This window comes from Saccharothrix obliqua, assembly GCF_019375475.1.
Lineage (GTDB): Bacteria > Actinomycetota > Actinomycetes > Mycobacteriales > Pseudonocardiaceae > Actinosynnema > Actinosynnema obliqua.
The window spans coordinates 332,815-358,225 of sequence record NZ_JAHXGQ010000009.1 but is presented as its reverse complement, the minus strand read 5'-3'; the positions used below and the strand labels follow the sequence as shown (position 1 = coordinate 358,225).

Annotated in this window: 22 protein-coding genes and 1 riboswitch; of the genes, 4 read left to right on the top strand and 18 right to left on the bottom strand. The window is 71.6% G+C overall.

Annotated elements, in window-relative coordinates; genetic code table 11:
• The first annotated feature begins 648 nt into the window (after nt 1-648).
• Complete coding sequence (gene rpsT / locus KZQ38_RS27125) at nt 649-909, top strand: 30S ribosomal protein S20 (protein WP_219445726.1); 261 nt, start codon at nt 649-651, stop codon at nt 907-909.
• 194 nt (nt 910-1,103) lie between these two features.
• On the opposite strand, the gene holA is transcribed toward rpsT, so the two are convergent.
• A complete protein-coding gene (gene holA / locus KZQ38_RS27120) occupies nt 1,104-2,084 on the bottom strand; it encodes a DNA polymerase III subunit delta (protein ID WP_219445724.1) in 981 nt (326 codons plus the stop codon).
• A gap of 97 nt (nt 2,085-2,181) precedes the next feature.
• Nucleotides 2,182-2,297: riboswitch (SAM riboswitch) on the top strand.
• A gap of 11 nt (nt 2,298-2,308) precedes the next feature.
• On the opposite strand from holA, the gene thrC reads away from it, so the two are divergent.
• Complete coding sequence (gene thrC / locus KZQ38_RS27115) at nt 2,309-3,571, top strand: threonine synthase (protein ID WP_219445722.1); 1,263 nt, start codon at nt 2,309-2,311, stop codon at nt 3,569-3,571.
• A 51-nt stretch (nt 3,572-3,622) separates the two neighbouring features.
• Here thrC and KZQ38_RS27110 read toward each other — a convergent pair whose 3' ends face one another.
• The 11 genes from KZQ38_RS27110 to KZQ38_RS27060 all read right to left on the bottom strand — a co-directional run bounded on the left by KZQ38_RS27110 (nt 3,623) and on the right by KZQ38_RS27060 (nt 13,901).
• Nucleotides 3,623-4,096 (bottom strand): hypothetical protein, encoded by a 474-nt coding sequence (locus tag KZQ38_RS27110; RefSeq protein WP_219445720.1) that lies wholly within the window; start codon nt 4,094-4,096, stop codon nt 3,623-3,625.
• A 59-nt stretch (nt 4,097-4,155) separates the two neighbouring features.
• Nucleotides 4,156-6,435 carry a DNA internalization-related competence protein ComEC/Rec2 gene (locus KZQ38_RS27105; protein ID WP_219445718.1) on the bottom strand — a complete coding sequence of 760 codons (2,280 nt, stop codon included), beginning with the start codon at nt 6,433-6,435 and terminating at the stop codon, nt 4,156-4,158.
• Between the two features lie 430 nt (nt 6,436-6,865).
• Nucleotides 6,866-7,579, bottom strand: a complete 714-nt coding sequence (locus KZQ38_RS27100) for a ComEA family DNA-binding protein (RefSeq protein WP_219445716.1) — start codon at nt 7,577-7,579, stop codon at nt 6,866-6,868.
• An 85-nt stretch (nt 7,580-7,664) separates the two neighbouring features.
• Nucleotides 7,665-8,504 carry a DegV family protein gene (locus KZQ38_RS27095; protein WP_219445715.1) on the bottom strand — a complete coding sequence of 280 codons (840 nt, stop codon included), beginning with the start codon at nt 8,502-8,504 and terminating at the stop codon, nt 7,665-7,667.
• 11 nt (nt 8,505-8,515) lie between these two features.
• A complete protein-coding gene (gene octT, locus KZQ38_RS27090; protein ID WP_308258615.1) occupies nt 8,516-9,247 on the bottom strand; it encodes a diglucosylglycerate octanoyltransferase in 732 nt (243 codons plus the stop codon).
• A complete protein-coding gene (locus tag KZQ38_RS27085; protein WP_219445713.1) occupies nt 9,244-9,858 on the bottom strand; it encodes a histidine phosphatase family protein in 615 nt (204 codons plus the stop codon). The genes octT and KZQ38_RS27085 overlap by 4 nt, the downstream gene beginning before the upstream one ends.
• The gene (rsfS, locus tag KZQ38_RS27080) at nt 9,855-10,241 is read right to left on the bottom strand and encodes a ribosome silencing factor (protein WP_219445712.1); all 387 of its coding nucleotides are present in this window, start codon (nt 10,239-10,241) and stop codon (nt 9,855-9,857) included. The genes KZQ38_RS27085 and rsfS overlap by 4 nt, the downstream gene beginning before the upstream one ends.
• A 69-nt stretch (nt 10,242-10,310) precedes the next feature.
• Complete coding sequence (gene nadD, locus KZQ38_RS27075; RefSeq protein WP_219445710.1) at nt 10,311-10,904, bottom strand: nicotinate-nucleotide adenylyltransferase; 594 nt, start codon at nt 10,902-10,904, stop codon at nt 10,311-10,313.
• Nucleotides 10,905-11,126: 222 nt separating this feature from the next.
• Nucleotides 11,127-11,348 carry a ferredoxin gene (locus KZQ38_RS27070; RefSeq protein WP_219445708.1) on the bottom strand — a complete coding sequence of 74 codons (222 nt, stop codon included), beginning with the start codon at nt 11,346-11,348 and terminating at the stop codon, nt 11,127-11,129.
• Nucleotides 11,349-11,351: 3 nt separating this feature from the next.
• Nucleotides 11,352-12,536, bottom strand: a complete 1,185-nt coding sequence (locus KZQ38_RS27065; protein ID WP_219445707.1) for a cytochrome P450 — start codon at nt 12,534-12,536, stop codon at nt 11,352-11,354.
• 99 nt (nt 12,537-12,635) lie between these two features.
• Nucleotides 12,636-13,901 (bottom strand): glutamate-5-semialdehyde dehydrogenase, encoded by a 1,266-nt coding sequence (locus KZQ38_RS27060; protein ID WP_308258614.1) that lies wholly within the window; start codon nt 13,899-13,901, stop codon nt 12,636-12,638.
• A 95-nt stretch (nt 13,902-13,996) separates the two neighbouring features.
• Between KZQ38_RS27060 and KZQ38_RS27055 the strand changes: the two genes are divergently transcribed.
• Together KZQ38_RS27055 and KZQ38_RS27050 are read left to right on the top strand one after the other, a co-directional pair.
• Nucleotides 13,997-16,090 carry a RecQ family ATP-dependent DNA helicase gene (locus KZQ38_RS27055; RefSeq protein WP_219445702.1) on the top strand — a complete coding sequence of 698 codons (2,094 nt, stop codon included), beginning with the start codon at nt 13,997-13,999 and terminating at the stop codon, nt 16,088-16,090.
• A 628-nt stretch (nt 16,091-16,718) separates the two neighbouring features.
• Nucleotides 16,719-17,990, top strand: a complete 1,272-nt coding sequence (locus KZQ38_RS27050) for an MFS transporter (protein ID WP_219445701.1) — start codon at nt 16,719-16,721, stop codon at nt 17,988-17,990.
• A gap of 55 nt (nt 17,991-18,045) precedes the next feature.
• On the opposite strand, the gene proB is transcribed toward KZQ38_RS27050, so the two are convergent.
• The 6 genes from proB to KZQ38_RS27020 all read right to left on the bottom strand — a co-directional run bounded on the left by proB (nt 18,046) and on the right by KZQ38_RS27020 (nt 25,346).
• Entirely contained in the window at nt 18,046-19,176 is a 1,131-nt protein-coding gene (gene proB, locus KZQ38_RS27045) for a glutamate 5-kinase (RefSeq protein WP_308258613.1), read from the bottom strand.
• Nucleotides 19,173-20,630 (bottom strand): GTPase ObgE, encoded by a 1,458-nt coding sequence (gene obgE / locus KZQ38_RS27040; protein WP_219445699.1) that lies wholly within the window; start codon nt 20,628-20,630, stop codon nt 19,173-19,175. The genes proB and obgE overlap by 4 nt, the downstream gene beginning before the upstream one ends.
• A gap of 106 nt (nt 20,631-20,736) precedes the next feature.
• Entirely contained in the window at nt 20,737-21,000 is a 264-nt protein-coding gene (gene rpmA / locus KZQ38_RS27035; protein ID WP_219445697.1) for a 50S ribosomal protein L27, read from the bottom strand.
• A 14-nt stretch (nt 21,001-21,014) separates the two neighbouring features.
• Nucleotides 21,015-21,329, bottom strand: coding sequence for a 50S ribosomal protein L21 (rplU, locus tag KZQ38_RS27030; RefSeq protein ID WP_121222273.1), 315 nt, complete (start codon nt 21,327-21,329; stop codon nt 21,015-21,017).
• Nucleotides 21,330-21,567: 238 nt separating this feature from the next.
• Nucleotides 21,568-24,414, bottom strand: a complete 2,847-nt coding sequence (locus tag KZQ38_RS27025) for a translation initiation factor IF-2 N-terminal domain-containing protein (RefSeq protein ID WP_219445695.1) — start codon at nt 24,412-24,414, stop codon at nt 21,568-21,570.
• Nucleotides 24,415-24,587: 173 nt separating this feature from the next.
• Nucleotides 24,588-25,346 (bottom strand): TIGR03936 family radical SAM-associated protein, encoded by a 759-nt coding sequence (locus tag KZQ38_RS27020; protein WP_219445693.1) that lies wholly within the window; start codon nt 25,344-25,346, stop codon nt 24,588-24,590.
• Nucleotides 25,347-25,411 lie beyond the last annotated feature (65 nt).

Genomic DNA, 25,411 nt, shown 5'->3' with positions numbered 1-25,411 from the left:
CCACGTGAGCCCCATCTCCACACAGTCCCCACCCCACAGCTCCCCCACAGCTCTCCACACCCTCGTCCGCCCGCCTCCGCCGCCTCTGTCCAGCGCCGGTAGCCCCAGTCACACAACCGCCACCCACACCCGCTCCCAGCCCGCACCAGCCCCACCCAGCCCGCGCCAGCCCGCCCCGGCCCCGCCCAGCCCACCTCAGCCCAACCCAGCCCGCACCAGCCCAACCCAGTCCGCACCGGCCCGCCCACCCACTCCGCCCGCCCGCCACGGCCCACCTCCTCTGCCTTCCCGCTCCTCTGCCTTCCCGCTCCTCTGCCTTCCCGCTCCTCTGCCTTCCCGCGAACGACCGTCCCCTCGCCGACCTCCGTCCAGCGGCCCGCCCCACCGGCCCGCCCACCACTCCCCCTCCGGCTGCCGCCCACCCACTCCCCCTACGGCTGCCGCTCCACCCTCTTCCCCTCCGGCTGCCTCTCTCCCCACCACCCCGCCACCGTCCGCCCCAGGCCAGGCACCGGCCGGCATCCGCTCCAACAGCCCTGATACTCTCTACGGCGCATCGCGCGGCATTCCGCAATGGAGGAAACCCACCTCGGGTGGGGCCGATCACAGCGCGACGCAAACCCAAGACTCAGGAAGAGGTGGCTTCGCGTGGCGAACATCAAGTCCCAGCTGAAGCGGATCAAGACGAACGAGAAGGCGCGCCTGCGCAACAAGGCCGTCAAGTCGTCCCTCAAGACCGCCATCCGCAAGTTCCGTGAGGCCGCCGAGGCCGGCGACAAGGAAAAGGCCATCGCCCTGGCCCGCGAGGCTTCCCGGAAGCTCGACAAGGCGGTCACCAAGGGCGTCATCCACGCCAACCAGGCCGCCAACAAGAAGTCGGCCCTGGCCAAGCGCGCCAACCAGATCTGACAGTTCGATCTGAGCCCGACCCCCGGAGCGCCGTCCTTCCACCGGAAGGGCGGCGCTCCGCTTTACCCGCCCCCGCCCCCGCCCCCGGCCCCGGCCCACCGCAGCCTGTCATTACCGCACTGCGCCTGGACCATCACCGCCGCATCCGAACCCTCGCCCTGCGATCGGGTCACCGCCGCGCGGCAATCGGCACGTCACCGCCGACGGTAGGCCGCGACGATCTTCAGGACAGCGCGCTCCAAGGCGTAACCGGAGTCGGCGGCGACACCCTTCACATCGGCGTTCAGACTCGCCACCACCGACATCGCGTCCGCGAGCCCGTCGCTGTCCCACCCACGCGCCTGCCCCTGCGCCTTCTTCACCTTCCACGGCGGCATACCCAGCTCACCGGCCAACTTGAACGGGTCGCCCCGCCCGACCGCCGACACCCGGGCGATGGTCCGCACCGCGTCCGCCAACGCGTCCGCGACCAGCACGTGCGGCACACCGAGCTGGATGGCCCACCGCAACGCCTCCAGCGCGCCGGCCCGATCACCCATCACGGCCTTCTCCGCCACGGCGAAGCCCGTCACCTCGGCCCGCCCGCGGTGGTACCGGTGCACGGCTTCGGCGTTCACCTTCCCGCCGGTGTCGGACACCAACTGCGACGCCGCCGCCGCCAGCTCCCGCAGGTCCGAACCGACCGCCTCGATGAGCGCGCCGACCGCCTCCGGGTCGGCCTTACCGCCCGCCGAGCGGATCTCGTTGCGCACGAACGCCTCGCGGTCCGCCGCCTTGGTGATCTTCGGGCACTCGGTGACCGCGGCACCAGCCTTGCGCAAAGCCGTAGGGAGTTCCTTGGCCACTTTGCTCCGCCCGCCGCCCGTGTGGACGACCACCAGCGTCACACCGTCGGCCGGCGCCTTGGCGTAGGCGATGACCGCCTCGGCGATCTCCTTGCCCGCGTCCTGCGCGGCCTCCAGCGCGATGACCCGCCCCTCGGCGAACAGCGACGGGCTGACCAGTTCGGCCAGCTCAGGCGGGGTGAGGTCGGTCACCTTCACGCGGGTCAGGTCGGCCTGCGGGTCGGCCTCGCGCGCCACCGCGAGCGCGGCGCGCACCGCCCGCTCGACCAGCAACTCTTCCTCGCCGACGACCAGGTGCACGGGATCCGGGGCGACTGCGGACGGGCTCACGGAGCCGATCCTCCCACGGCCCGATCCTCGTCCGGATGGTGGACGGAACTGGCTGAAGGACGGGATCGTGTCGTAAGTTGAAGCCACAACCGAATACCGCTCATCCAGAGGGGCAGAGGGATCGGCCCGAAGAAGCCCCGGCAACCCGTCGCGCAGCGTCCGCTGGCGATCACGGTGCCAATTCCGACCCGCGAGGCGCGGGAAAGATGAGGAGATACCTCACGATGACTGCTGTCAGTGTGCCTTCGGCCACCACCTCCTTCGACCTCGGTCCGGCTCGGGCCCTCTCGTGTCGCGAGTGCGGCCACGAGACGCCCCTCGCCCCGGAATACGCCTGTCTCGAGTGTTTCGGGCCGCTGGAAGTCGCCTACGACTTCGGCCGCGTCCGCCGCGAGGACATCGAGGCGGGCCCCCGGTCGATCTGGCGCTACCGCGGCCTGCTCCCGGTGCCCTCGAACGTCGAGGCCCACCCCAACACCAACCCCGGCCACACCCGTCTCGTCGAGGCCGACCGCCTCGCCAAGGCGCTGGGCGTGCGCAAGGTCTGGGTGAAGGACGACACCGGCAACCCCACCCACTCGTTCAAGGACCGCGTCGTGGGCGTCGCCCTCGCCGCCGCCCGTGAGCTGGGCTTCAAGGTGCTCGCCTGCCCCTCCACCGGCAACCTGGCCAACGCCGTCGCGGCAGCCGCCGCCCGCGCGGGCTGGCAGTCGGTCGTGCTCGTCCCCTCCTCCCTTGAGCAGGCCAAGATCCTCATGACCGCCGTCTACGACGGCAACCTGATCACCGTCGACGGCAACTACGACGACGTGAACCGCCTCGCGCAGGAGCTGGCCGCCGAACACGAGGACTGGGCGTTCGTCAACGTCAACGTCCGCCCCTACTACGCCGAGGGCTCGAAGACCCTGGGTTACGAGGTGGCCGAGCAGCTGGGCTGGCGGCTGCCCGACCAGGTCGTGGTGCCCATCGCGTCCGGCTCGCAGCTCACGAAGGTCGACAAGGCGTTCCGCGAGTTCAGCGAACTCGGCCTGGTCGAGGCCACCCCGTACCGGGTCTTCGGCGCCCAGGCCACCGGGTGCTCACCGGTGGCGGCGGCCTTCAAGGCGGGTCATGACGTCGTCTCCCCGGTCCGCCCGGACACAATCGCGCGATCGCTCGCGATCGGTGCCCCGGCCGACGGCCCGTACGTCCTCGACGCGGTCCGCCGCACCAACGGCGCGATCGAGGACGTCACCGACGAAGAGGTCGTCGAGGGCATCCGGCTGCTGGCCCGGACCGAGGGCATCTTCGCCGAGACCGCCGGCGGTGTGACCGTTGCCACGGCGAAGAAGCTCATCGAGACCGGGCAGCTCGACCCCGACGCCGAGACCGTCCTGCTGATCACCGGCGACGGCCTCAAGACCCTCGACGCCCTCGGCGACCGCGTCGGCCCGCGCGCCAACGTGCCGCCGTCGGCCGAGGCCGTGCTGAACGCCCTCAAGGACTGACCGGACCCGCCCGGCCTGCGCGCCCCGATCTGCGGCGCGCAGGCCGCCCGGTCACAAGGCGATCGCCGACGTCCGCAACCACCCGGTGCGCGGGAACGACGCCAGGTCCGGCAGCACGTACGGCCCGACCTCCTCGGTTTCCGCCCGCCACGCCGTCAACTGCTGTGGCCACGGCGCGGACGACTTGTGCCCGTTGTACCGGTTGGCCCGCCAGTCCTCCGGCATGATCGTCAGGTCGTCGTCGAACAGGTGCTCGGCGATCACCCCGTACGCCTCCTCGGGCGTCGACACCTTGATCGTGCCCACGGTCTTGGTCACGATTGCCCGCGCCGTGATCCCGCGCCTACCCGTTCGCAGCTCCTCGCAGATGTAGAAGGTGAACGACGGTCGCAACTCGTCACGCGGCCATGGATGGGCGACGTAACCGGGCTGCCACAACGCCCACCCGACCTGACGCGGCGACCAGCCGGTGTGCAGCCGGACCCACGTGTCGTACTTCCCCGTCGTCTTCCCGGTTTCCTGCATTGCCTTCTCCTTTTCGGACGGTGTTCCAGGTCGACGGCCGTTCCGCCGCCGTCGTTCGTTCAGCCGCCCCGTCGGGCGACCCGTGGCCCTTGCGGGCCGGGCAGGACGGCGGTGTCGCCGTCCCGGTCGGTGCGCAGCACCTGCACGCCTTGGCGCGCCATCGCGTCGATCAGCGGCCCGCTGGGGTGGCCGTAGCGGTTCTTCGCGCCGACGCTCACCAACGCCACCCGAGGCCGGACCGCCGCCAGGAACTCCGGCGACGAGAACCTCGACCCGTGGTGTGGGACCTTGAGCACGTCGGCCCTCAGGTCGGTGTGCCCGCCGAGCAACGCGGCCTGCCCGGCAAGCTCCACATCACCGGTCAACAGCACCCGCCCGGCCGCCGTGGACGCCCGCAGCACCACCGACGCGTCGTTGACCGCCGTGTTCTCCTCTCCGGTCGGGACCACACGCGGCCCGACCACGTCGATCTCCAGCCCCGGCCAGCTCAACCGCCGACCGACTCCCAGTTCGAGCACCTGGACCCCGGCGGCCCGCGCCAGCGCCCGCACCTCCTTCCACGCCCACTCCGGCTGTCGCGACGGCCCCACGGCCACCGCGCCGACCCCTCGTTCCGCCAACACCGCCGCCAGCCCACCGATGTGGTCGGCGTGGAGGTGGCTCAGCACCACCAACGGCAGTCGCCGCACGCCCAACCGCCGCAGGCACGCCAACACCGAGGCGGGTTCCGGCCCGGTGTCGACCAGCACGGCCCGGTCGCGCTCCGCCGTGGCGAGGACGACCGCGTCGCCCTGCCCCACGTCGCACGCCACGACGGCCCAGTCCGCCCCCGGCCACCGCGACGAGACCACGCCGACCGGGACCAGCACGACGGCCGCACCGGCGACCACCGCCACCACCAGCGCGCGAGCCCGACGAAGCCGCAGCACGCCGTACGCCGCCAGCACCGCACCCGCCAGCAGCACCCCGCCCAGCCAGCCCGCGGGCCACGCCACCGACGCACCGGGCACCGTCGCCGCGTGCCGACCGACGACGATCAGCCACCACACGGCCGGACCGGCGATCTCGACCACGAACCGCGCGGTGTCCAGGTGCACCTGCGCGACCACGGCCGCCAGCACCCCGAGCACCGTCGCCGGCGCGACCAGCGGTCCGACCAGCAGGTTCGCCACGACCGCCACGAGGCTCACCTGACCGGAGATCCCGGCCACCAGCGGTGCGGTGGCCAGGTTCGCCGCCGCGGGCACCGCCAACGCCTCGGCCAACCCGACCGGCACACCCCGGTCCCGCAACCAAGCCGCCCACCGCGGTGCCAGCAGCACCAGCGCCGCGGTGGCCACCACGGACAACCCGAACCCCGCGTCGACCGCCAGTTCCGGGTCGTACAGCACCAGCAGGACCACCCCGGCGGCGAGCGCGGGCAACGCCGACCGCTCCCGACCCAGCACCAGGGCGAGCAACGCGATCGCGCCCATCACCGCGGCACGCAGCACGCTCGGCTCCGGACCGGCCAGCACGACGAACCCGACCAGTGCCGCCATCGCACCCGCCGCCCGGCCACGTGGACCGAACTGCGCCAGCCTGAGCAGCAACAACACCGCTCCGCACAGGATGGCCAGGTTCGCCCCGCTGACCGCCAGCACGTGCGCCAGGCCCGAGGTGCGGAACTCGTCCACCACCCTGGGCGACAGGCCCGACGTGTCACCGACGACCAGCGCGGGCAGCAACCCGGCGGGTTCGGGGTCGAGGGTGCCGCTCGCGTCCCTCAACCCGGCCCGCAGCGCCTCCGCCGCCTGCTGCCACACCGGCGCGGGCGTGACCTCACGCGGCGGACCACGCACCCGGAGCACGGCCACCGTCAGCTCGCCCGACCGCGCCGCCACCAACGTGCCTCGTGCCGAGAGTTCCTGTCCTGGCAACAACTCCCGCCACGACGCCGCCGGCGCGAGCACCGTCACCCGGCCGCCGTCGCCCACCAACGTCGCGCGCACCAGGACCAGCTCGACACCGCCCGCGCGGGAACCGAACCCGTTCGTCCGGACGCCGCGCGGCCGGTCGGCCAGCTCCAGCCGCAACGTGGTGGCACCACCGTGCCCGGCCGCCGCACGAAGCGGGTGATGGGCCGCTTCGTGCGCCTGCACGCCGATCCAGCACGCCGCGACCGGCCCGACGACCGCGATCGCCATCGCGGCCGGCCGCCACCTGCGAAGCGCCACGCCGCCCACCGCGGCGGCGAGGAGTCCGATCGCGACACCCGCCCACCACGTCCAGAGCAGGCCGGTCAGTGCGGTGGACCAGACCGCCAGCGCCGCCGGTACGAGGTAGGCGCGGGGGCTCACGGCCCGCTTCGCCGGTCAGGGCTGCGATCGACGCCCTTGGAGCGGTGCTGGGCTCGGTGTACGGCGCTGCGGCGCGCTATCGGTCGGATCATGGAGTTCTCCTTTCGTCGTCGCCGACAGGCTTGTCGCCTCGTGGCGGGGTTGTGCGGTAAGTGGCTGGGCGAAATCACTTGAGGCGAAATCACTTGGGCGCGATCACCTGGGCGGGGTCACCTGGCGGAACCACCTGGGCTGGAACGGCTGAACGAGGTAGCGCGGGTTCCAGAGGTGGCACAGCGGGTATCGGTGGAGTGGGCGGTGTCCGGGCAGCGGCCGGCGGGTTGGTCGGAGCGGCGACCACTGCCCGGTGTTGTTCCGGCAGGCCGGTTCCGCGTGGTGCTGCCGCGGACCGTGCCTGGCGATCGGTGGTGGATGCGACCCGGGGCTGGGGTCAGAGCTGGACCAGGTCGCTGAGCTTGGCCAGTTTCGCGTCACCTATCCCTTCGATCTCGCCGAGCTGTTCGATGGCCGTGAACGGACCGCGTTTCTGGCGGCGATCCACGATCCGTTGCGCGGTCACGGGTCCGATGCCGGGTAGTGCGTCCAATTGCTCCTTCGTGGCGGTGTTGATGTTGACGAGCGCGGGGCGGCCTTCCGCGCTCGGCGGTGGGACGCCCACGGCGATCTGCTCGCCGTCGGTGACGCGGCGCGCCAGGTTCAGGCCGCGGAGGTCGGCGTTCGGGTTGGGACCGCCGGCCGCCTGGACGGCGTCGGCGACGCGCGCGCCGCTGGTGACCGTGACCAGACCTGGTTTGGGGACTTCTCCCACGACGTTGACCACCACGTGCTCAGGGGTGCTGGTGGTCTCCGCCGCGGCCGGCAGCGGTGGAGACGATTCGGGTTCCGGTCGCTGCCACCACAGGCTGAGCGCGACGGCCAGTGCCACGCCTGCCAGTACGCCGGCGTAGAGCACGGGACGACGGGGTAACGCGGCACCGGGCCGCCAGCGGTCCACGAGCGCGCGCCACCGCCCCGACCGGCCGGGTTCGCCGGACGCGGACGCGAACACCACCAGCGGGGTGTCGTCGGCGCGGTGCTTGCCCTGGTTCTTGGCGATCAGGGCGTCGAGTCGGGCTGCTGCGGGATTCGGGTTCTCTTCGAACATGTGAGCGAGATTAGGCCGGTTGGAGCAGCGGGGACAGGGCGATTTGAAATCTGTGGACAGCGGAGAGGGGCTGTGGATAACTCGGCTACTCGTAGCCGCCGGGCAGCACCACCACGCCCAGCACACCGGGGCCGGTGTGGGCCCCGATCACCGCTCCCACTTCGGAAATCAGGCATCCGGTCGAGCCCGGCACCCGCTCGTCGAGGCGGGACGCCAGCTCGGCCGCGCGCTCCGGTGCGGCGAGGTGGTGCACCGCGAGGCCCACCGGTCCGGTGCCGGCGGCGGTGGCCGCGAGGTCGACCAAGCGGCCGATCGCGCGACCGGTCGTGCGCACCTTCTCCAGCGGCACGATCCGACCGTCGTCCACGTGCAGCAGGGGCTTGACCGCCAGCGCCGTGCCGACCAGGGCCGCCGCCGCGCCGATCCGCCCGCCGCGCCGCAGGTGGTCGAGCGTGTCCACGCAGAAGAACATCCGGACCCGGCGGGCGGCTCGCACGGCGGCTTCCTCGGCGCCGACCGCGTCGCCCACCGCGCTCGCCGCCAGCGCCGCGAAGCCGAGCCCCATGCCGGTGGCTCGCGAGTCGACGACCCGGATCCGGTCCGGCGCGACCTCGTCCGCGGCCAGGCGAGCCGCCTCCCACGTGCCCGAAAGCTCACGCGACAGGTGCACCGACACGATCTCGTCCACACCCTCCCCGAGTACCGACTGGTACACCGCGGCCAGCTCGCCGGGGGTGGGCCTGGAGGTGGTGACACGGCGGTGCTCACCGAGGGCGACGGCGAGTTCGGCCGGGCCGAAGTCGACGCCGTCGAGCACACTTCGCCCGTCCACCGCGACGTGCAACGGAACGACTCGGATGCCGTGTCGCTCGGCGAATCCATCGGGCAGGTACGCCGTGGAGTCGGTGACTATGGCGATGGACACGAGAACCGAGACTACGGCGCGGCCCTGTCCGCGCGGTCCACCGCCACGGACCTGATGAGATCCGCCATGGCCTCGCCGACGAGCATGTGCCCTTCCCAGCCCCAATGCATACCGTCTGGGTTACCGCGACGTGACCGCACGTGGTCGCCCACGAGCGACGGCACGTCCAACAACGGCACGTCGGCACCGGACGCCCACGCACGCACAGCTCGCTCCGCCGCCGGACGTCCCGTGTGCACGTTGGCGTACACCGGAGACCGATGCACGGCCGGGGTCATGCCGACCGCGCGAATCCCCGGTTCCAACGCACGCACCGAGCGGACACACGAGTCCAGGTAACGGACGGTGAGGTGGGGCGGCAACGCCACCGGATAGCCACCGAGCAAGCGGGAAAGCCCGGGTAGCAGCGCCCGGTAGGCGCGGCGGGCGCGCCGCCGGAGCCCGTCCGGGCGCAGATAACGCAGCCCGTGACGCAGGAACGTCGGCAACGGTGACGGCAACGTGTCCATGTGCCCCACGGCGAGCACGAGCACATCCGTGCGCGGCAACAGCGACCACACGCGTGGATCGCCGGTCAACGCCCACCACGCGTCACGAGCCGTCCACCCGAATCCCGCCGCCAGCTCCGCGTGACCGCCCAACGCGGACGCCGCCACGTTGGGCCACAACTTCGGGTGGTCCGCGGGCAACGGCCCCTGCGGGCCGTGGAACGTCAGCGAGTCGCCGAGGACGAGCAGCCTCACCTGGTGGTTCCGGCGTTGTACGACGACAACCGCCAACGCCCGTCACCCTGCGGACGTCGCGTGAAGACGGTCCAGTGGCAGTTGCCGATGCCACCGAACAACGCCCACCGGTCCACGGGCAGATCCAGCAGTCGCCCGGTCAACGCGCTGATCAAGCCGCCGTGCGCGCACAGCATCACGGTGTCGGAGCACTCCTCGTCCACCGCGTCGACCACGGCCATCGCGCGCTCGGCGACCTCGACCCGCCGCTCGCCGTCCGGTGGCGCGATCGTGCCGTCCACCCGCCAGGCGTCGAGCATCCCGGGCCACTCGACCTCGATCTCGTCCGCGGTCAGGCCCTGCCACTTGCCGAGGTTGGTCTCGCGGAGCCGTTCGTCGACCCGCAGCTCGATGCCGGTGGCGGAGGTGAACACCGTCGCCGTGTCGCGGGCGCGCCGCAGGTCCGAGGCCACCACCAGCTCGGGTGCGAACCCGGCGAGCACCGGTACCGCGAACCGCGCCTGGTTCCACCCGGTCTCGGTCAACGCCGAGTCCAGGTGGCCCTGCATGCGACCGGTCGCGTTGTAGTCGGTCTCACCGTGCCGCCACAGCACGAGCCGGTGCAATGTCATGCCTCGGCGACCTCGTCGGCGACGGGGCCGGCGTCGAACTCGATGCGCGGGCAGTCCTTCCACAGCCGTTCGAGGCCGTAGAAGCTGCGCTCCTCCACGTGCTGCACGTGCACCACGACGTCCACGAAGTCCAACAGGACCCAGCGGCCTTCGCGCGCGCCCTCACGGCGGACCGGCTTGCGACCGGCCTCGCGCAGCTTCTCTTCGATGTTGTCCACGATCGCGCCGACCTGCCGCTCGTTCTGAGCGGACGCGATGACGAACACGTCCGTGATCACGAGTTGGTCGGACACGTCGAGCACGATCACGTCGTGCGCCTTCTTGTCGGCCGCCGCGTGAGCGGCGACCAGCGCCAACCGTCGTGCCTCGTCGGTGGCTGCCACGTTTCTCCTCATCACCTCGGCGGGCGCCGATACACCCGCACGAGTCAATGAGGGTACCGGCGTCCGGCTTCAGTCCGGCACCGAGTAAAGCCGGCGCTTGGAGATGTACTGAACGACACCATCCGGCACGAGGTACCAAACGGGCAGGCCGGACGCGGTTCGGGCACGTACGGCGGTGGACGAGATGGCCATCGCGGGCACCTCTACCAGGGATACCGCGCCGGGCGGCAGATGAGTGTCGTCCAGCTCGTACCCGGGCCGTGTGACGCCGATGAAGTGCGCCAGGCTGAACACGTCGTCGGCACGCCTCCAGGACAGGATCTGCTCCAGGGCGTCCGCGCCCGTGATGAAGAACAGGTCGGCGTCGGGGTGCATGGCCCCGAGATCGGTGAGCGTGTCGACCGTGTACGTCGGTCCGGCCCGGTCGATGTCGACGCGGCTCACGGAGAACCGCGGGTTGGACGCGGTGGCGATGACCGTCATGAGGTAGCGGTCCTCGGCCGGGCTGACCTCGCGTTCGCTCTTCTGCCACGGCTGGCCGGTCGGCACGAAGATGACCTCGTCGAGGTCGAACCGGGCTTGGACCTCGCTGGCCGCGACGAGGTGACCGTGGTGCACCGGGTCGAAGGTGCCACCCATGACGCCGATCCGGCGGTTGGACATGGGATGTGAGCCTAGTTCGGGAGGCGCGCGGGCGGCCGGTCGCTCCCCGAACAGCCGCCCGCGCGATTCGACTCCCCGTCCGCGGCCCTGGGGGAGGAGGCCGCCTCCGCGGAACGCGGTCCACCCCGAAGCAGGCCCGCGCGACAGTGGGACACGCCCACCCGCCGCCCATGACGCGAGCGGATGGGGATTTCCGACCCGAATCGAGTGACAGCCGTCACGTCAGGGTTGGGGTGCGACGACCGAACCATCCGCCGCGCGCACCAGGATCGCTTCGACCGGGCACGACTCGGCGGCGTCCACCACCAGGTCGTCGGGATCCACGGACGGGTCAATCGGCACGGAGGTGTCGCCTTCGAGACGGAAGTGCTCAGGCGCGATCGCCGTGCACATCCCACTGCCGATGCACGTGCCGCCGTCGACTTCAAGACTCCACTTGCCCATCGGCTACCACCTCACCGGGAGAGTCTGCGGTCCACGGACCAGTCTGCCCTTCTTGATCGCCACGTCACCAGCCAAACGGAGGTTCGGGAACCTTTTCAGCAAGGTAGCGATAGCCACCTGCAACTCCATGCGCGCGAGCGGCGCACCGATGCAGTGGTGCACGCCGTGGCCGAACGCGAAGTGCGGGATCGACGGCCGGTGGAAGTTCAGCTCATCGGGGTTCTCGAACACCTCGGGGTCGCGGTTCGCGACCAAGCCGTCCACGAACACGGCCTCCCCGGCGGCGATCCGCACACCGCTCAGCTCGACGTCGACCGTCGCGAACCGTGGGAACGCGGGCGCTCCGGAGAGCTTCGTGTGCCGCAGCAGCTCTTCGATCGCGGTAGGGAGCAATGACGGGTCGGCACGCACTTCGGCCAGCTTGTCGGGACGTGCGAGCAGCGTGTACACGAAGTTGCCGATCTCGCTGCCTGTGGTCTCGTGACCCGCGATGAGCAGCGTCACGCCGAACGACACCAGCTCCTCTTCACTGAGGCGGTCTTCGTCGTCGTGTGCCGTCACCAGGACGGTGAGCATGTCGTCGGCGGGGTGCTTGCGCTTCTCCTCCACGAGGTCGCGGATGTAGGCGCGCAAGGACGCGGCGGCGGCTTCGATCTCCGGAACGGTGAACGCGGTGATCGCCACGGCCGCGTCCGACCAGGCGCGGAACTGCGCGCGGTCCAGGTTCGGCACGCCCAGCATCTCGCTGATCAGCGTGATGGCGACCGGCATGGCCAAGGCGTCCATCAGGTCCGCGGGCGGCCCTTGGTCCTCCATGCGGTCCAGGAGGTCGTTGACGATCTCCTGGGCACGATCGCGCAGCTGTGCGGTGCGACGCGCCGTGAACGCCTTGGCGAGGATCCGCCGCAGCCGCGTGTGCTCGGGCGGGTCCATGCTGAGGATCGTGCTGATCCCCGGCACCTCGGGCATGGTCCGGGGCGGGTCGCGGTCGGGGTCCATGACGGGCGCGCGGACGAACCGCGGATCGCCCATCACGGTCTTCACGTCGGCGTAACGGGTGGCGATCCACGCCTCACCACCGTAGGGCAGCCGCACCCGGCTGACCGGCTCCTCGCGTTGGAGCCGCAGGTACGTCTCGTTGACACCGAGGTCGTCGGGATCGGGGAACGGGTAGGACCGGATCTCCATCGAGAACCCCCAGGCAAGCGGACGCGCCTACCGGAGGGACGTTATGAGGAACGATCCCTACCGTCCATGCCCCGTCCCGACACCACTACGGGCCGAAGCTCATGACGACGGCCGGACGTGGCCTTCGCCCCACGCGACCCACTTGGACGACGTCAGCTCCGACAGCCCCATCGGACCGCGGGCGTGCAGCTTCTGCGTGGAGATGCCGATCTCCGCGCCCATGCCGAACTCACCGCCGTCCGTGAACGCCGTGGAGGCGTTCACCATCACCGCGGCGGCATCCACACGGGCCGTGAACCGACGCGCGGCGTTCACATCGTTGGTGACGATCGCCTCCGTGTGGCCGGAGCCGTGTGCCGCGATGTGCCGCACCGCGTCGTCCAGCGAGTCGACCACACGGGCCGCGATGTCCAGCGACAGGTACTCGGTGTCCCAGTCGTCGTCCGTCGCCTGACGCACGCCGTTCTGGTGCGCGAACACCTCGTCGCCGTGGATGACGACGTCACGTGCCTGGAGCGCGGCCGTGATGCGCGGTACGAAGTCGTCCGCGACAGCGGCGTGCACGAGCAGCGACTCGGCCGCGTTGCACACGCTGGGCCTGCGGACCTTCGAGTTGAGGACGATCTGCTCGGCCATGTCGAGATCGGCGTTCGCGTCCACGTAGACGTGGCAGTTGCCGACACCGGTTTCGATCGTCGGCACGGTCGCCTGCTCCACCACCGCGTTGATCAGGCCGGCGCCACCGCGGGGGATCACCAGGTCGACCAGCCCGCGCGCGGTGATCAGGTGGGTGACGGATGCCCGGTCGTGGCACGGCAGGAGTTGCACGCTGTCGGCGTGCAGGCCGGCGGTCTCCAGCGCATCGCGCAGGATGGCGACCAACGCGGCGTTCGAGTGCTCGGCGGACGACGAGCCACGCAGGAGAGCGGCGTTGCCGGCCTTCAGGGCGAGGCCCGCCGCGTCGACCGTCACGTTGGGACGCGCCTCGTAGACCATGCCCACGACGCCCATCGGGACGCGGACCTGCCGCAGCTCTAGGCCGTTCGGCAGGATCGAGCCGCGCAGCACCTCCCCTACCGGGTCGGCCAGCCCCGCCACCGTCTCCAGGCCCTTCGCCACCCCGCCGATGCGCTTCCCGGTCAGCGCCAAGCGGTCGAGGAGTCCTTCGGACAGGCCCGCCGCGCGGCCCGCCTCCAGGTCCTTGGCGTTGGCCTCCAGGACCTCGTGGGCGCGGGCACGCAGGGCTGCGGCCATCTCGTGCAGCGCGGCGTCCTTGCGCTCGCGAGTGGCCAGGACGAGTTCATCGGCTGCGACTCGGGCGCGCCGGGCGGCGGCGTGCACCTGTTCGCGCAGGTCATCAGTCACGTGAATCAGACTACGGTCACCCGATGGTGGCTGTCGTCGAGGTTCCCGGAGCCTGGAACCCGGACGCCGCGGCCTCCCTGTCGTACCGCTCTGCCATGGTGGTCCGCGTGGACGAGACGGCATTGCGCGAGCTGGCCGAAGAGCGCCTGAGGTCCCTGGCCGGGCCGGAGGCGGTGCTGCGCGACGATCAGTGGACGGCCATCCGGGCACTGGTCGCCGAGCGGCGGCGGGCGCTGGTGGTGCAGCGGACGGGCTGGGGCAAGTCCGCCGTGTACTTCATCGCGACGGCGCTGCTGCGGTCCATGGGCGAGGGGCCGACGGTGATCGTGTCGCCGCTGCTCGCGCTGATGCGCAACCAGGTCGACGCGGCGGCCCGCGCGGGTGTGCACGCGGCGACCATCAATTCGGCGAACACCGAGGAGTGGCGGGGAGTCCAGGACCGGGTGGCGGCCGGTGAGGTGGATGTCCTGCTGGTGTCACCGGAAAGGTTGAACAATCCCGATTTCCGTGACTCGGTCCTGCCCGCCCTGACATCATCAGCGGGGCTGCTGGTCGTCGACGAGGCGCACTGCATCTCGGACTGGGGTCACGACTTCCGACCCGACTACCGGCGGCTGCGGACGTTGCTCACCGAGCTTCCGGCTGGGGTGCCGGTGCTGGCGACGACCGCGACGGCCAACGACCGGGTGGTGCGGGACGTGGCCGACCAGCTCGGGTTGGGAGCGGGTTCGGACACGCTGGTGCTGCGCGGGCCGCTGGACCGGGCGAGCCTGCGGTTGGCCGCGGTCCGACTGCCGACCGCCGAGGCCAGGCTCGGGTGGCTGGCCGAGCAGTTGGACCGGCTGCCGGGTTCCGGGATCGTCTACACGCTGACGGTGGCTTCCGCCGACGACGTGGCGGCGTTCCTCCGGGAGCGCGGGTACCCGGTGGCGGCCTACTCGGGTCGCACGGACCCGGCGGAGCGGCAACGGGCGGAAGAGGACCTGCTGGCGAACCGCGTCAAGGCGCTGGTGGCGACATCGGCGCTGGGCATGGGGTTCGACAAGCCGGACCTGGGGTTCGTGGTGCACCTGGGCGCGCCACCCTCCCCCATCGCGTACTACCAGCAGATCGGTCGTGCGGGCCGCGGCGTGGAACGGGCCGAGGTCCTGTTGCTGCCGGGTCCGGAGGACCGGGACATCTGGGCGTACTTCGCGTCCCTGGCGTTCCCGCCGGAGCGGGTCGTGCGGCAGGTGCTCGACGCGTTGGCCGACGCGGGGCGGGTGATGTCGACCGCCGCGCTGGAGCCGGTGGTGGAGCTGTCGCGCACCCGGCTGGAGGTCGTGCTCAAGGTTCTCGACGTGGACGGCGCGGTGCGCCGGGTGCGTGGTGGCTGGGAGTCGACCGGGCGCCCGTGGTCGTACGACGCGGAGCGGTACGCGCGGATCGACGCGGCACGCAAGGTTGAGCAGCAGGCGATGCTCGACTACCTGTCCACCGCGGACTGCCGCATGGAGTTCCTGTTGCGGCAGTTGGACGATCCGCACGCCGAGCCGTGCGGGCGATGCGACAACTGCACCGGGCGGCGGTGGTCGGCCGAGGTGTCGACGGACGCGGCTTCGGCGGCACGGGAACGGCTGTTGCGGCCCGGGGTGGAGGTCGAACCCCGCAAGCAGTGGCCCACCGGGATGGCGGCGATCGGCATCGGCCTGTCGGGTCGCATCCCGGCGGGCGAGGCCGCCCAGACCGGGCGGGCGTTGGGGCGGCTGACCGATATCGGATGGGGCAATCGGTTGCGGGCGTTGCTCGCGGATGAGGATCAGGAGGTACCGGATGACGTGTTCGCCGCCTGCGTGAAGGTGCTGGCGGCGTGGAACTGGGCGGAGCGACCGGTGGGCGTGGTGACCGTGGGGTCACGCAGCCGCCCCGAGCTGGTGGGCAGTTTCGGGCAACGCATCGCCGCGGTCGGGCGGTTGCCGGTGCTCGGGCAGGTGTGGCTGGGCGAGGCCGCGCGGCGGGCGAACAGCGCGCAGCGGCTGGCCGGGCTCGTGCAGTCGACCCGGACACCTGATCTGTCCGGTGTGGATGGTCCGGTGTTGTTGGTGGACGACCGGATCGACACCGGTTGGACGATGACGGTGGCGGCGAGGTTGCTGCGGCAGGCAGGGACGGCTGCCGTCCTGCCCTTCGCGCTCGCGGTTACAGCATGACGTCGGACGACGTCGTGTGGCTCGGGAAACGGTTGGTGCTGCGGCGGTTCCGCCCTGCTGATGCGCACGCGTTCGCGGCGTACCGGTCGGAGCCGGCGATGGCCTGGTACCCGTCGTGGGAGCCGCCGTTTTCGCTCGGCACGGCGGAGCCGTCGACGTGGGTGCGTGTTCGTAGGCGATGTGGAACGCAAGCTACCGACTGCACTTGTGGTGTGGTTGTGTGCGTCTCGGCGGGTTGACGGGCGGAGGAGCCTGCGGTCCGCGCGTCCTGCACCTGTGCGTGACGGAGACGAGGTGGTCGCACCGTGACCGAGACAGCGGTTGGGCGGCGTTGGCCGTTGCACCGGACGACGGGCGAGCGATGGCGGCGGGCTGGAGGTGCCGGGCACCGTGCGGTGGTGTGGCACGCGGCTGTCGGGCTCGGGTGCGCTCTGGTTCGGGGTCGGCCGGTTCAGAGTCGGCTGGCTCGGGTCGGGCCGGTTCGGGTTGGGCCGGTTCGGGTTGGGCCGGGACGGGGTCGGACGCTCGCGTGTAGCGGTGGCTCGACCGGCGTGGCGGTCGAGGCCGCTGTGTGGTGCGGTTGCGCGTCGCCGTGTGGCCACCCGTGGCGGGCTCGGGAGGTTCGGCCATGAGGGATGCGGTCGAACGACGCGGGCACCGGTTACCGGTTCGGACGTTGGTCGCGGCTTCGGCCGGGAACGCCATCGAGTGGTACGACTGGAGCGTCTACGCGACGTTCAGCATCTACTTCGCGACGCAGATCTTCCCTAAGGACAACGAGCAGCTGGCGTTGATCAACACCTTGGCGACGTACGCCTTGGCGTTCTTCTTCCGGCCGCTCGGCGGGTACCTGCTCGGGAGGTTCGCGGACCTGCGGGGGCGGCGGACGGCGATGTTGCTGACCATCGTCCTCATGGCGGGCGGGTCGGTGGCGATCGCGGTGTTGCCGACGTACGCGCAGGTGGGCTGGTTGGCACCGGTGCTGCTGGTGGTGGCGCGCATCGCCCAGGGGCTGTCGCTGGGTGGTGAGGTGTCGAACGCGTCGGCCTACCTCGCCGAGATCGCTCCGGCGGATCGGCGGGGGCGGTACTCGGCGTTCTTCTACATCTCGACCGGCTCCGCGCTGCTGGTGGCGTCGCTGCTCGGGTTCGGGTTGGCGCGGTCGTTGGACGCCGAGCAGCTGGCGTCCTACGGCTGGCGCATCCCGTTCCTGATCGGTGGTGTGCTGGGGCTTGCCGGGTTGTGGTTGCGGCGGAGTCTCGAGGAGACCGAGCAGTTCACGGAGAACCGGGCCAAGGCGGAGCGGTTGCGCCGGCCGTTGTGGACGACCTTGCGGCAGCACCCGAGGGCGGTGGGGCAGTTGGTGGGGTTCTCCATGCTGTCGACGCTGTGCTACTACACGTTCTTCAGCGCGCTGACGCCGTTCGCGGTGACCACGCGGAAGGCCGACGCGGGTGACGTGTTCCTGGCGTTGTCGGTGGCGACCGTGCTGTTCATCGCGTTGCAGTACCCGATGGGCGCGTTGTCGGACCGGATCGGGCGCAAACCCCAGTTGCTGGTGTGGTCGGCGGTGACCGCGGTGCTGGTGGTGCCGTTGTCGACGTTGATCGGGCCCGGACTGGGCGGGCTGCTGGTGGTGTTCTGCGTCGGGCTGGCGCTGTACACGGCGATGACGTCGATCGCGCCCGCGGTGATGAGCGAGCTGTTCCCCACCGAGCTGCGCGGGTTGGGGATCGGGGCTTGGTACAACCTGACCGTGGCGTTGTTCGGCGGGACGGCGCCGTTGGTCATCAAGCTCCTGCCGGGCACGTCGTTCTTCTGGTACGTGGCGGTGGGCGCTGCGGTGGCGTTCGCGGTCATCCTCACGTTGCCGGAGACCAGGGGCAGTCGGCTGCGGTAGTCGGATGGCCGGGTTGTCCGGCGGGCCGCGTGGGAGTGGTGCGGGGACGCCGGTATCAGTGGGGCGGGAGGGGGACCAGGTCGTCGGCGTGGACCACCTCGCGGCGTTGTTCCGGTGGCAGGTCGTGGCTGGAGTGGCCGATCAGGGTGGGCAGTTCCGCCGAGTCGAAGGCGACCACGCCTCGGGCGACCACCCGGCTGGTCGGGTCGACCAGTTCGACCACGTCGCCCGCGTCGAAGGTGCCGGCCACCGCGGTGATGCCCGCTGCCAGCAGGGAACGCCGTCGGTCCACCACGGCCGCCACGGCGCCGGCGTCGAGGGTGAGCCTGCCGGTGGCGTCCGCGGCGTGCCCCAGCCAGAAGCGGCGGGCGGACAGGCGGGGGCCGGTGGTGGCGAACGCCGTGCCGACGTCCGCGGCGCTCAGCGCCCGCGTGGCGTCCGCCGCGCCCGCCAACAGCACCGGGATGCCGGCTGACGCCGCCAGGCGGGCCGCGGCCAGTTTGGAGGCCATTCCGCCGGTGCCCAGCCCCGACGCACCGGCCGTGCCCGCCTTGACGCCGTCCACGTCGGACTGGCCGGCCACCTCGGTGACGCGCTGGGCGCCCGGCAGGCGGGGGTCGCCGTCGTACAGGGCGTCGACGTCGGAGAGGAGGAAGAGGGCGTCCGCGCCGACCAGGTGGGCCACCAGGGCGGCCAGGCGGTCGTTGTCGCCGAAGCGGATCTCGTCGGTGGCCACCGTGTCGTTCTCGTTGACCACCGGCACCACGCCCAGGGCCAGCAGGCGGTCGAAGGTGCGCTGGGCGTTGCGGTAGTGGGCTCGGCGGACCACGTCGTCCGCAGTCAGCAGGACCTGGCCGACGGTGAGGGCGTAGCGGCCGAAGGAGTTGGCGTAGGCGTGGGCCAGGGTCAGTTGGCCGACGCCGGCCGCGGCCTGCTGGGTGGCGAGGTCGCGGGGGCGGCGGGTCAGGCCCAGCGGGGCGAGGCCGGCGGCGATCGCGCCCGACGACACCAGCACCACCTGGCTGCCGGCGGCGTGGCGGGCGGCCACGGCGTCCACCAGGGCGTCCAGGCGGGAGCGGTCCAGGCCGCCCTCGGCGGTGGTCAGGGACGACGAACCGACCTTCACCACGACCCGGCCTGCCACCGACACGGCCTGCCTGGCCTGGGACAACACCGATCCGGTCACTCTTCCTCTTCGGGGTCCTCGTCCTCGTGGGCGCCGGGCAGTCGCCGGGCCTTCTTGGCCGCCAGCCGCTCGGCCGCGCCGACCCGGTTGTTGGCCTCCAGCCGGGCGTCGGTGCCGCGGCCGGTCATGGTCATGGCAATACCGGCCGGGGTGGACGGTTCCCAGTCGAACACCAGGTCGCCGATGGTGACCTGGCAGCCGGGGACGGCGCCCATCTTGACCAGCACGTCCTCCACGCCCAGCCGGGCGAGGCGGTCCGCCAGGTAGCCGACGGCCTCGTCGTTGGTGAAGTCGGTCTGCCGGATCCACCGCTCGGGGCGCTCGCCGCGCACGATGAAGCCACCCGGCTCCCGCGGGTCCTCGACCACGGTGAAGCCCGCGTCGTCCACGGCGGTCGGCCGCAGCACGATCCGGGTCGCCTCCTGCTTCGGCCGCGCGGCCCGGTACTCCTCGACCACCTTGGCCAGCGCGAACGTCAGCTCGCGCAGCCCCTCCCGGCTGGCCGTGGACACTTCGAACACCGGCAGGCCGCGTGCCTCCAGGTCCGGCCGGACGATGTCCGCGAGGTCCCGCGCCTCCGGGATGTCGATCTTGTTCAGCACGACGACGCGCGGCCGTTCGGCCAGGTCGTCGGCCAACGACGGGGTGTACTGGGCGAGTTCGGCTTCGAGGGCGTCGATGTCGGACAGCGGGTCGCGCCCCGGCTCGTAGGTGGCGCAGTCGACCACGTGCACGAGGACCGCGCAGCGCTCGATGTGCCGCAGGAAGTCCAGGCCGAGGCCCTTGCCCTCGGACGCGCCGGGGATCAGGCCGGGCACGTCGGCCATGGTGAACACCGTCTCGCCAGCGGTGATCACGCCGAGGTTCGGCACCAGCGTGGTGAACGGGTAGTCGGCGATCTTCGGCTTGGCCGCGGACAGCACCGAGATCAGCGACGACTTGCCCGCCGACGGGAAGCCGAGCAGGCCGACGTCGGCGACGGACTTCAGCTCCAGCAGCAGGTCGTGCCGCTCACCCGGCTCGCCCAGCAACGCGAATCCAGGCGCCTTGCGTGCCTTCGAGGCCAGTGCCGCGTTGCCGAGGCCGCCCCGGCCGCCCTGCGCCGCGATGAGCCGCGTGCCCTCCCCCACCAGGTCGGCGACCAGTTCGCCGTCCGGGGTGAGCACCACGGTGCCGTCGGGCACGCGCAGCTCCAGGTCGGCGCCGTGCGCGCCGTCCCGGTTGCCGCCCTGGCCGCCCTTGCCGTTGCCGGCGGAGGCGTGCGGGCGGAAGTGGAAGTCCAGCAGGGTGTGCACCTGCGAGTCGACGACGAGGACGACGTCGCCGCCCTTGCCGCCGTTGCCGCCGTCGGGACCGCCCAGCGGCTTGAACTTCTCTCGGTGCACGGAGGCGACCCCGTTCCCGCCGTCACCGGCGGCGACGTGGATCACCACCCGGTCGACAAAACGGGACACGGGGAATCACTTCCAAGCGCTGGTCGCAATGCGGACGGTGGGAAAAACCACTGAGCGCCGTGGTCCGCGCATTCCCGCGGACACACGGCGCTCAGAAGGAGCTTGCTCAGGCGGCGGACTCGACCGGAACGATGTTCACGGTCTTGCGGCCACGCTTGAAACCGAACTCGACCGAGCCCGGGGTCAGCGCGAACAGCGTGTCGTCCTTGCCGCGGCCGACGTTCACGCCGGGGTGGAACTTGGTGCCGCGCTGGCGGATCAGGATCTCGCCGGCCTTGACGACCTGACCGCCGAACCGCTTGACCCCGAGGTACTGGGGGTTCGAGTCACGGCCGTTGCGGGAGCTGGATGCGCCCTTTTTGTGTGCCATGGCTAGTCAGGTCCTCACTTACCCGTGATGCCGGTGACCTCGACGCGGGTCAGCTTCTGGCGGTGACCCTGGCGCTTGTGGTAGCCGGTCTTGTTCTTGAACTTGTGGATGCGGATCTTGGGACCCTTGGTCTGCTCGACGACCTTGCCGGTCACCGAGATCTTCCCCAGGGCGTCTGCGTCGGCGGTGACGTCGGAGCCGTCCACGACGAGAAGCGGCGCCGGGAAGGTGATTTCGGTGCCCGGCTCGCCTTCGAGCTTCTCGACCTCGACGACGTCGCCGACAGCCACCTTGTACTGCTTGCCGCCGGTCTTGACGATCGCGTACATCGGGACGGAAGTCTCCTGCTACTCGACGGACGGGGCCACGCGCGCCTCACTGCTGCAGAGAAAGTCCTCTGTGGCTGGGCTTCGCACGACAGGGCCCACCGGACGGCGGGCCGTGCATCAGGTTACGTGGCGGTGGACTGCGGGGTCAAACCGGGGTCGGTGTGACCTGTTCGGCCTGATCACCGCCGGTGCGGCCCCGGTCGTCCCGGGGCCGCGCCGTGCTCTCGGCGAGAGCGGTTCAGCCTTCCTTGACCGCGCTCAGCGGCGGACCCGCCGGGCGGGACGCGGCGCGGCGCACGCGGCGGCGCGTGGCCACCACGGGCTCACCGTGGCCGTTGAGCGACTGGTCGGCGGCGTTGGCCTCGGCCGTGCCGACCTGGGTGGGCGGCTGGACGTGCGGGTGCTCGTCCAGCGACTCAGGGGTCGACTGGGCCTCGGCAACGGCCTCGGCGGGTGCTTCCGGCTCGGCGGTGTCCGCCACGGGCTCCGCGGGGGCGGCTGCCGCCGGGGTCTCCACCTCGGGGGTGACCGCGGCGGTGTCCACCGGCTCGGTCTCCACCGGGGACGTCGCCTCGGCGAGTTCGACACCCGAGGGCTCCACCACCGACGACTCCACCACGGGGGTGGGCTCGACGGTCGTGTCGGCCTCGTGCCTGCTCACCGCGCCCGCCTCACGACGGGCCCGGCGGCGCTGGCGGCGCTTCGGCTCGGGCGCCTGCTCTTCGGCCGCTGCGTCCGTCATGGACGGCGCAGTCGGCGCAGTCGGCGCAGCGGCGGCAGCCGGTGCCGTCGCGGGCTCGGCGTGCTTCTCGGCCTGCTTGGCGGGCTCCGCGGGCGTGGTCTCGGCGACCTGCTCCGGCGCCTCCCCGCCCTTGCCGCGCCGCGACTTGCGGCTCTGCTGCTGCTGGCCGTGGCCGTTGGCGGGACCGTGCGTGTGCACCGGCTCGGTGGACACGATCAGACCGCGACCCCGGCAGTGCTCGCACGTGGTCGAGAACGCCTCCAGCAGGCCCGTGCCGACCCGCTTGCGGGTCATCTGCACCAGGCCCAGCGACGTCACCTCGGCGACCTGGTGACGCGTCCGGTCCCGGCCGAGGCACTCGGTCAGGCGGCGCAGCACGAGGTCGCGGTTCGACTCCAGGACCATGTCGATGAAGTCGATGACGATGATGCCGCCGACGTCCCGCAGCCGGAGCTGGCGGACGATCTCCTCCGCCGCCTCCAGGTTGTTGCGGGTCACCGTCTCCTCCAGGTTTCCACCCGATCCGGTGAACTTGCCGGTGTTGACGTCGATGACCGTCATGGCCTCGGTGCGGTCCACGACGAGGTAACCGCCGGACGGCAGCCACACCTTGCGGTCCAACGCCTTCAGCAGCTGCTCGTCGATGCGGTGCTCGGCGAACACGTCCGTGTTGCCGACCTGGCGGCGCAGCCGGTCCTGGAGGTCCGGCGCGACGTGCCGCACGTACGCCTCGATGGTGTCCCACGCGTCCGAGCCCTGGACGATCAACGCCGAGAAGTCCTCGGTGAACAGGTCGCGCACGACCTTCACCAGCAGGTCCGGCTCTTCGTACAGCAGCTGCGGCGCCTGGGCGCGGGGCGCGTCGGCCTTCTCCTTGATGACCTGCCACTGCGCCTGGAGGCGGGTGACGTCACGTGCCAGCTCGTCCTCGGCGATGCCCTCCGAGGCCGTGCGGATGATCACACCGGCGTCCTCGGGGACGACGCGCTTGAGGATGTCCTTCAGGCGCTTGCGCTCGTTGTCCGGCAGCTTGCGGCTGATGCCCGTCGCGCCGCCGCCCGGCACGTACACCAGGAACCGGCCGGGCAGGCTGATCTGCGTGGTCAGGCGCGCGCCCTTGTGGCCGACCGGGTCCTTGGTGACCTGCACCAGGACGCTGTCGCCGGTCGACAGGGCCTGCTCGATCTTGCGGGCCTTGCCCTCCAGGCCGGCCGCGTCCCAGTCGACCTCGCCCGCGTAGAGCACGGCGTTGCGACCGCGACCGATGTCGATGAACGCCGCCTCCATGGACGGCAGCACGTTCTGCACGCGGCCCAGGTAGACGTTGCCGACCAGCGAGCCGGTGCCCGCGGACGTGACGAAGTGCTCGACGAGGACGCCGTCCTCCAGCACGCCGATCTGCGTGCGGTCGCCGCGCTCGCGCACCACCATGGTGCGCTCGACGGCCTCCCGACGGGCCAGGAACTCGGCCTCGGACAGCACGGGGGCGCGGCGGCGACCGGCCTCGCGACCGTCGCGACGGCGCTGGCGCTTGGCCTCCAGGCGCGTCGAGCCGCGCACGCTGCGCACCTCGTTCTGCGCGGCTTCGGAGTCGGCCTTGTCGTCACGGGCGTCACGCGCGTCACGGACGTGCACGACCGTGTTCGGCGGGTCGTCCTCGTTCGGCGCGGCCTCGTCCTCGACGCCGGTCTTGCGCCGACGACGACGCCGCCGGCGGCGGCTGGTGCCGGATTCACCGTCGTCCTCGTCGGACGGCGCTTCGGCGGCCTCGGCCTCCTCGACCTCGGCGGCGGGCGCCTGCTCCTCGACGGCCTCGTCGTCGCCGTTGACGTCGTCACCGACGCCCTTGCCGCGGCCACGGCCACGCCGGCCACGACGGCGGCGGCGGCGGCCTTCGCCCTCGTCACCGGCGTCGTCGGCGGCCTGCTCCGCGGACTGCTCGTCCTCGGGCTCGGCCTCCTCCGCCTCGGCGGCGGGCGCGGGCGTCGCCGTCGGCGGCAGGAACACCGCGGACGGCGGGGCGAACAGCGGCGTCAGCGCGGCCACCTCGCGGGCGGGCACGGCCGGTTCCTCGGTGGTCTCGTCGACCTCGCCGGTGACGACGTCGTCCCACTTCAGCAGGCTCTCGGCCACTTTGAGCGCCAGGTCCCGGCCGACGCTGGACTGGGCGCCCTTGACGGTTTCACCCAGGTCGGCGAGCGCCGCCACGACGTCCTTGCTGCTGGTGCCCAGCAGCTTGGCCAGGGCGTGCACCCGCAGCTTCGCCGGCAGGTCCGCCAGCGCCGGGTGTGCGGATGTGGCGTTACCCCCGCCGGCACCGGCGGGCTGGTTCGTGTTCGACATGCAGCTCCTCCGCCCCCGGGCGCGTCTTGGGCGACGCGGCCGCGCAGGGGCCTCTTTGTCCACTCACCGCCGCGGCTGGCGGCGGGAATCCTTTGCCTCGCGCTGTGCGCGGTGGCACAGCAGGTCCTAGCTCTCGCGACGACGCCGTCAACACCGCCCCGGCGGCAACCCGGTCAGTCCTCCGCAGCCCGGTCAGGGGCCAGCGGGTCGACCAGGCGGCCTTCGTCGTCGAGCCGCCCCTGCGCCATCCGGGTCGCCTTCGCGGGCACCGGCGGAACCAGATCGGCGACGACTCGAAGCGCGCTCAGCACGTCGTCGGGTCGAACGGTAGGTGTTGACTGCCGTACAACCGCCACAAGTATCCCACACGGTAGTGACAAATCTTGTGCATCGTGTCCCGCGTCGCTCGAACGCGTCGTCATCGGGGTGCTCCCCGCACCCTCCCGCACCTCGGCGGAGATCACGGCCGGCCGCACGTCGATCACCTTCTTGCCGTCCTTCGTCAGCCGCTCCACCTCGACCGATCCGGCCGCGAGGAACGCCGACACGGCTTCGGTGAGCCGCTGCGGGGACACGCCCGGCAGCTCCACCTGCCACGTGCTCGCCTCGATCCGCTCGGGCAGCGTCCCGCCCCTGGCCTCGACCACCTCGAGCACGTCCAGGCCGGGTGGCAGGACGGTGTCCAGCGCCGTCCGCAACGCCTCCGGCTCGACCGGCTCCACCACCTGGACCTCGACGTACTCGGCCTCGCTCGCCACGCCGGTGGGCGCGGCGCCGACCCAGGACACCTTCGGGTGCGGGCTGAAGCCCTGGGAGTAGGCCATCGGCACGCCGGCGCGACGCAGCGCGCGCTCGAAAGTGCGTGCGATGTCACGATGCGACGTGAACCTCAATCGCCCACGTTTGGCGTAACGCAACCGGAGCTTCTGCACGGGCGCGGCCGACGGGTTGGGCTGCTGCTGGCGGCTCAGTGCTACTCCCCTTGGGTACTGGGTGG

Excerpts from the sequence above, each read along its gene's own strand:
- KZQ38_RS27100 (WP_219445716.1), bottom strand. The coding sequence starts at position 7,579 with ATGTTCGAAGAGAACCCGAATCCCGCAGCAGCCCGACTCGACGCCCTG.
- nadD (WP_219445710.1), bottom strand. The coding sequence starts at position 10,904 with ATGTCCAACCGCCGGATCGGCGTCATGGGTGGCACCTTCGACCCGGTG.
- KZQ38_RS27065 (WP_219445707.1), bottom strand. The coding sequence starts at position 12,536 with ATGGAGATCCGGTCCTACCCGTTCCCCGATCCCGACGACCTCGGTGTC.
- KZQ38_RS27025 (WP_219445695.1), bottom strand. The coding sequence starts at position 24,414 with ATGTCGAACACGAACCAGCCCGCCGGTGCCGGCGGGGGTAACGCCACA.
- KZQ38_RS27070 (WP_219445708.1), bottom strand. The coding sequence starts at position 11,348 with ATGGGCAAGTGGAGTCTTGAAGTCGACGGCGGCACGTGCATCGGCAGT.
- thrC (WP_219445722.1), top strand. The coding sequence starts at position 2,309 with ATGACTGCTGTCAGTGTGCCTTCGGCCACCACCTCCTTCGACCTCGGT.
- rpmA (WP_219445697.1), bottom strand. The coding sequence starts at position 21,000 with ATGGCACACAAAAAGGGCGCATCCAGCTCCCGCAACGGCCGTGACTCG.
- KZQ38_RS27055 (WP_219445702.1), top strand. The coding sequence starts at position 13,997 with ATGGTGGTCCGCGTGGACGAGACGGCATTGCGCGAGCTGGCCGAAGAG.
- KZQ38_RS27085 (WP_219445713.1), bottom strand. The coding sequence starts at position 9,858 with ATGACATTGCACCGGCTCGTGCTGTGGCGGCACGGTGAGACCGACTAC.
- KZQ38_RS27110 (WP_219445720.1), bottom strand. The coding sequence starts at position 4,096 with ATGCAGGAAACCGGGAAGACGACGGGGAAGTACGACACGTGGGTCCGG.
- rplU (WP_121222273.1), bottom strand. The coding sequence starts at position 21,329 with ATGTACGCGATCGTCAAGACCGGCGGCAAGCAGTACAAGGTGGCTGTC.
- KZQ38_RS27050 (WP_219445701.1), top strand. The coding sequence starts at position 16,719 with ATGAGGGATGCGGTCGAACGACGCGGGCACCGGTTACCGGTTCGGACG.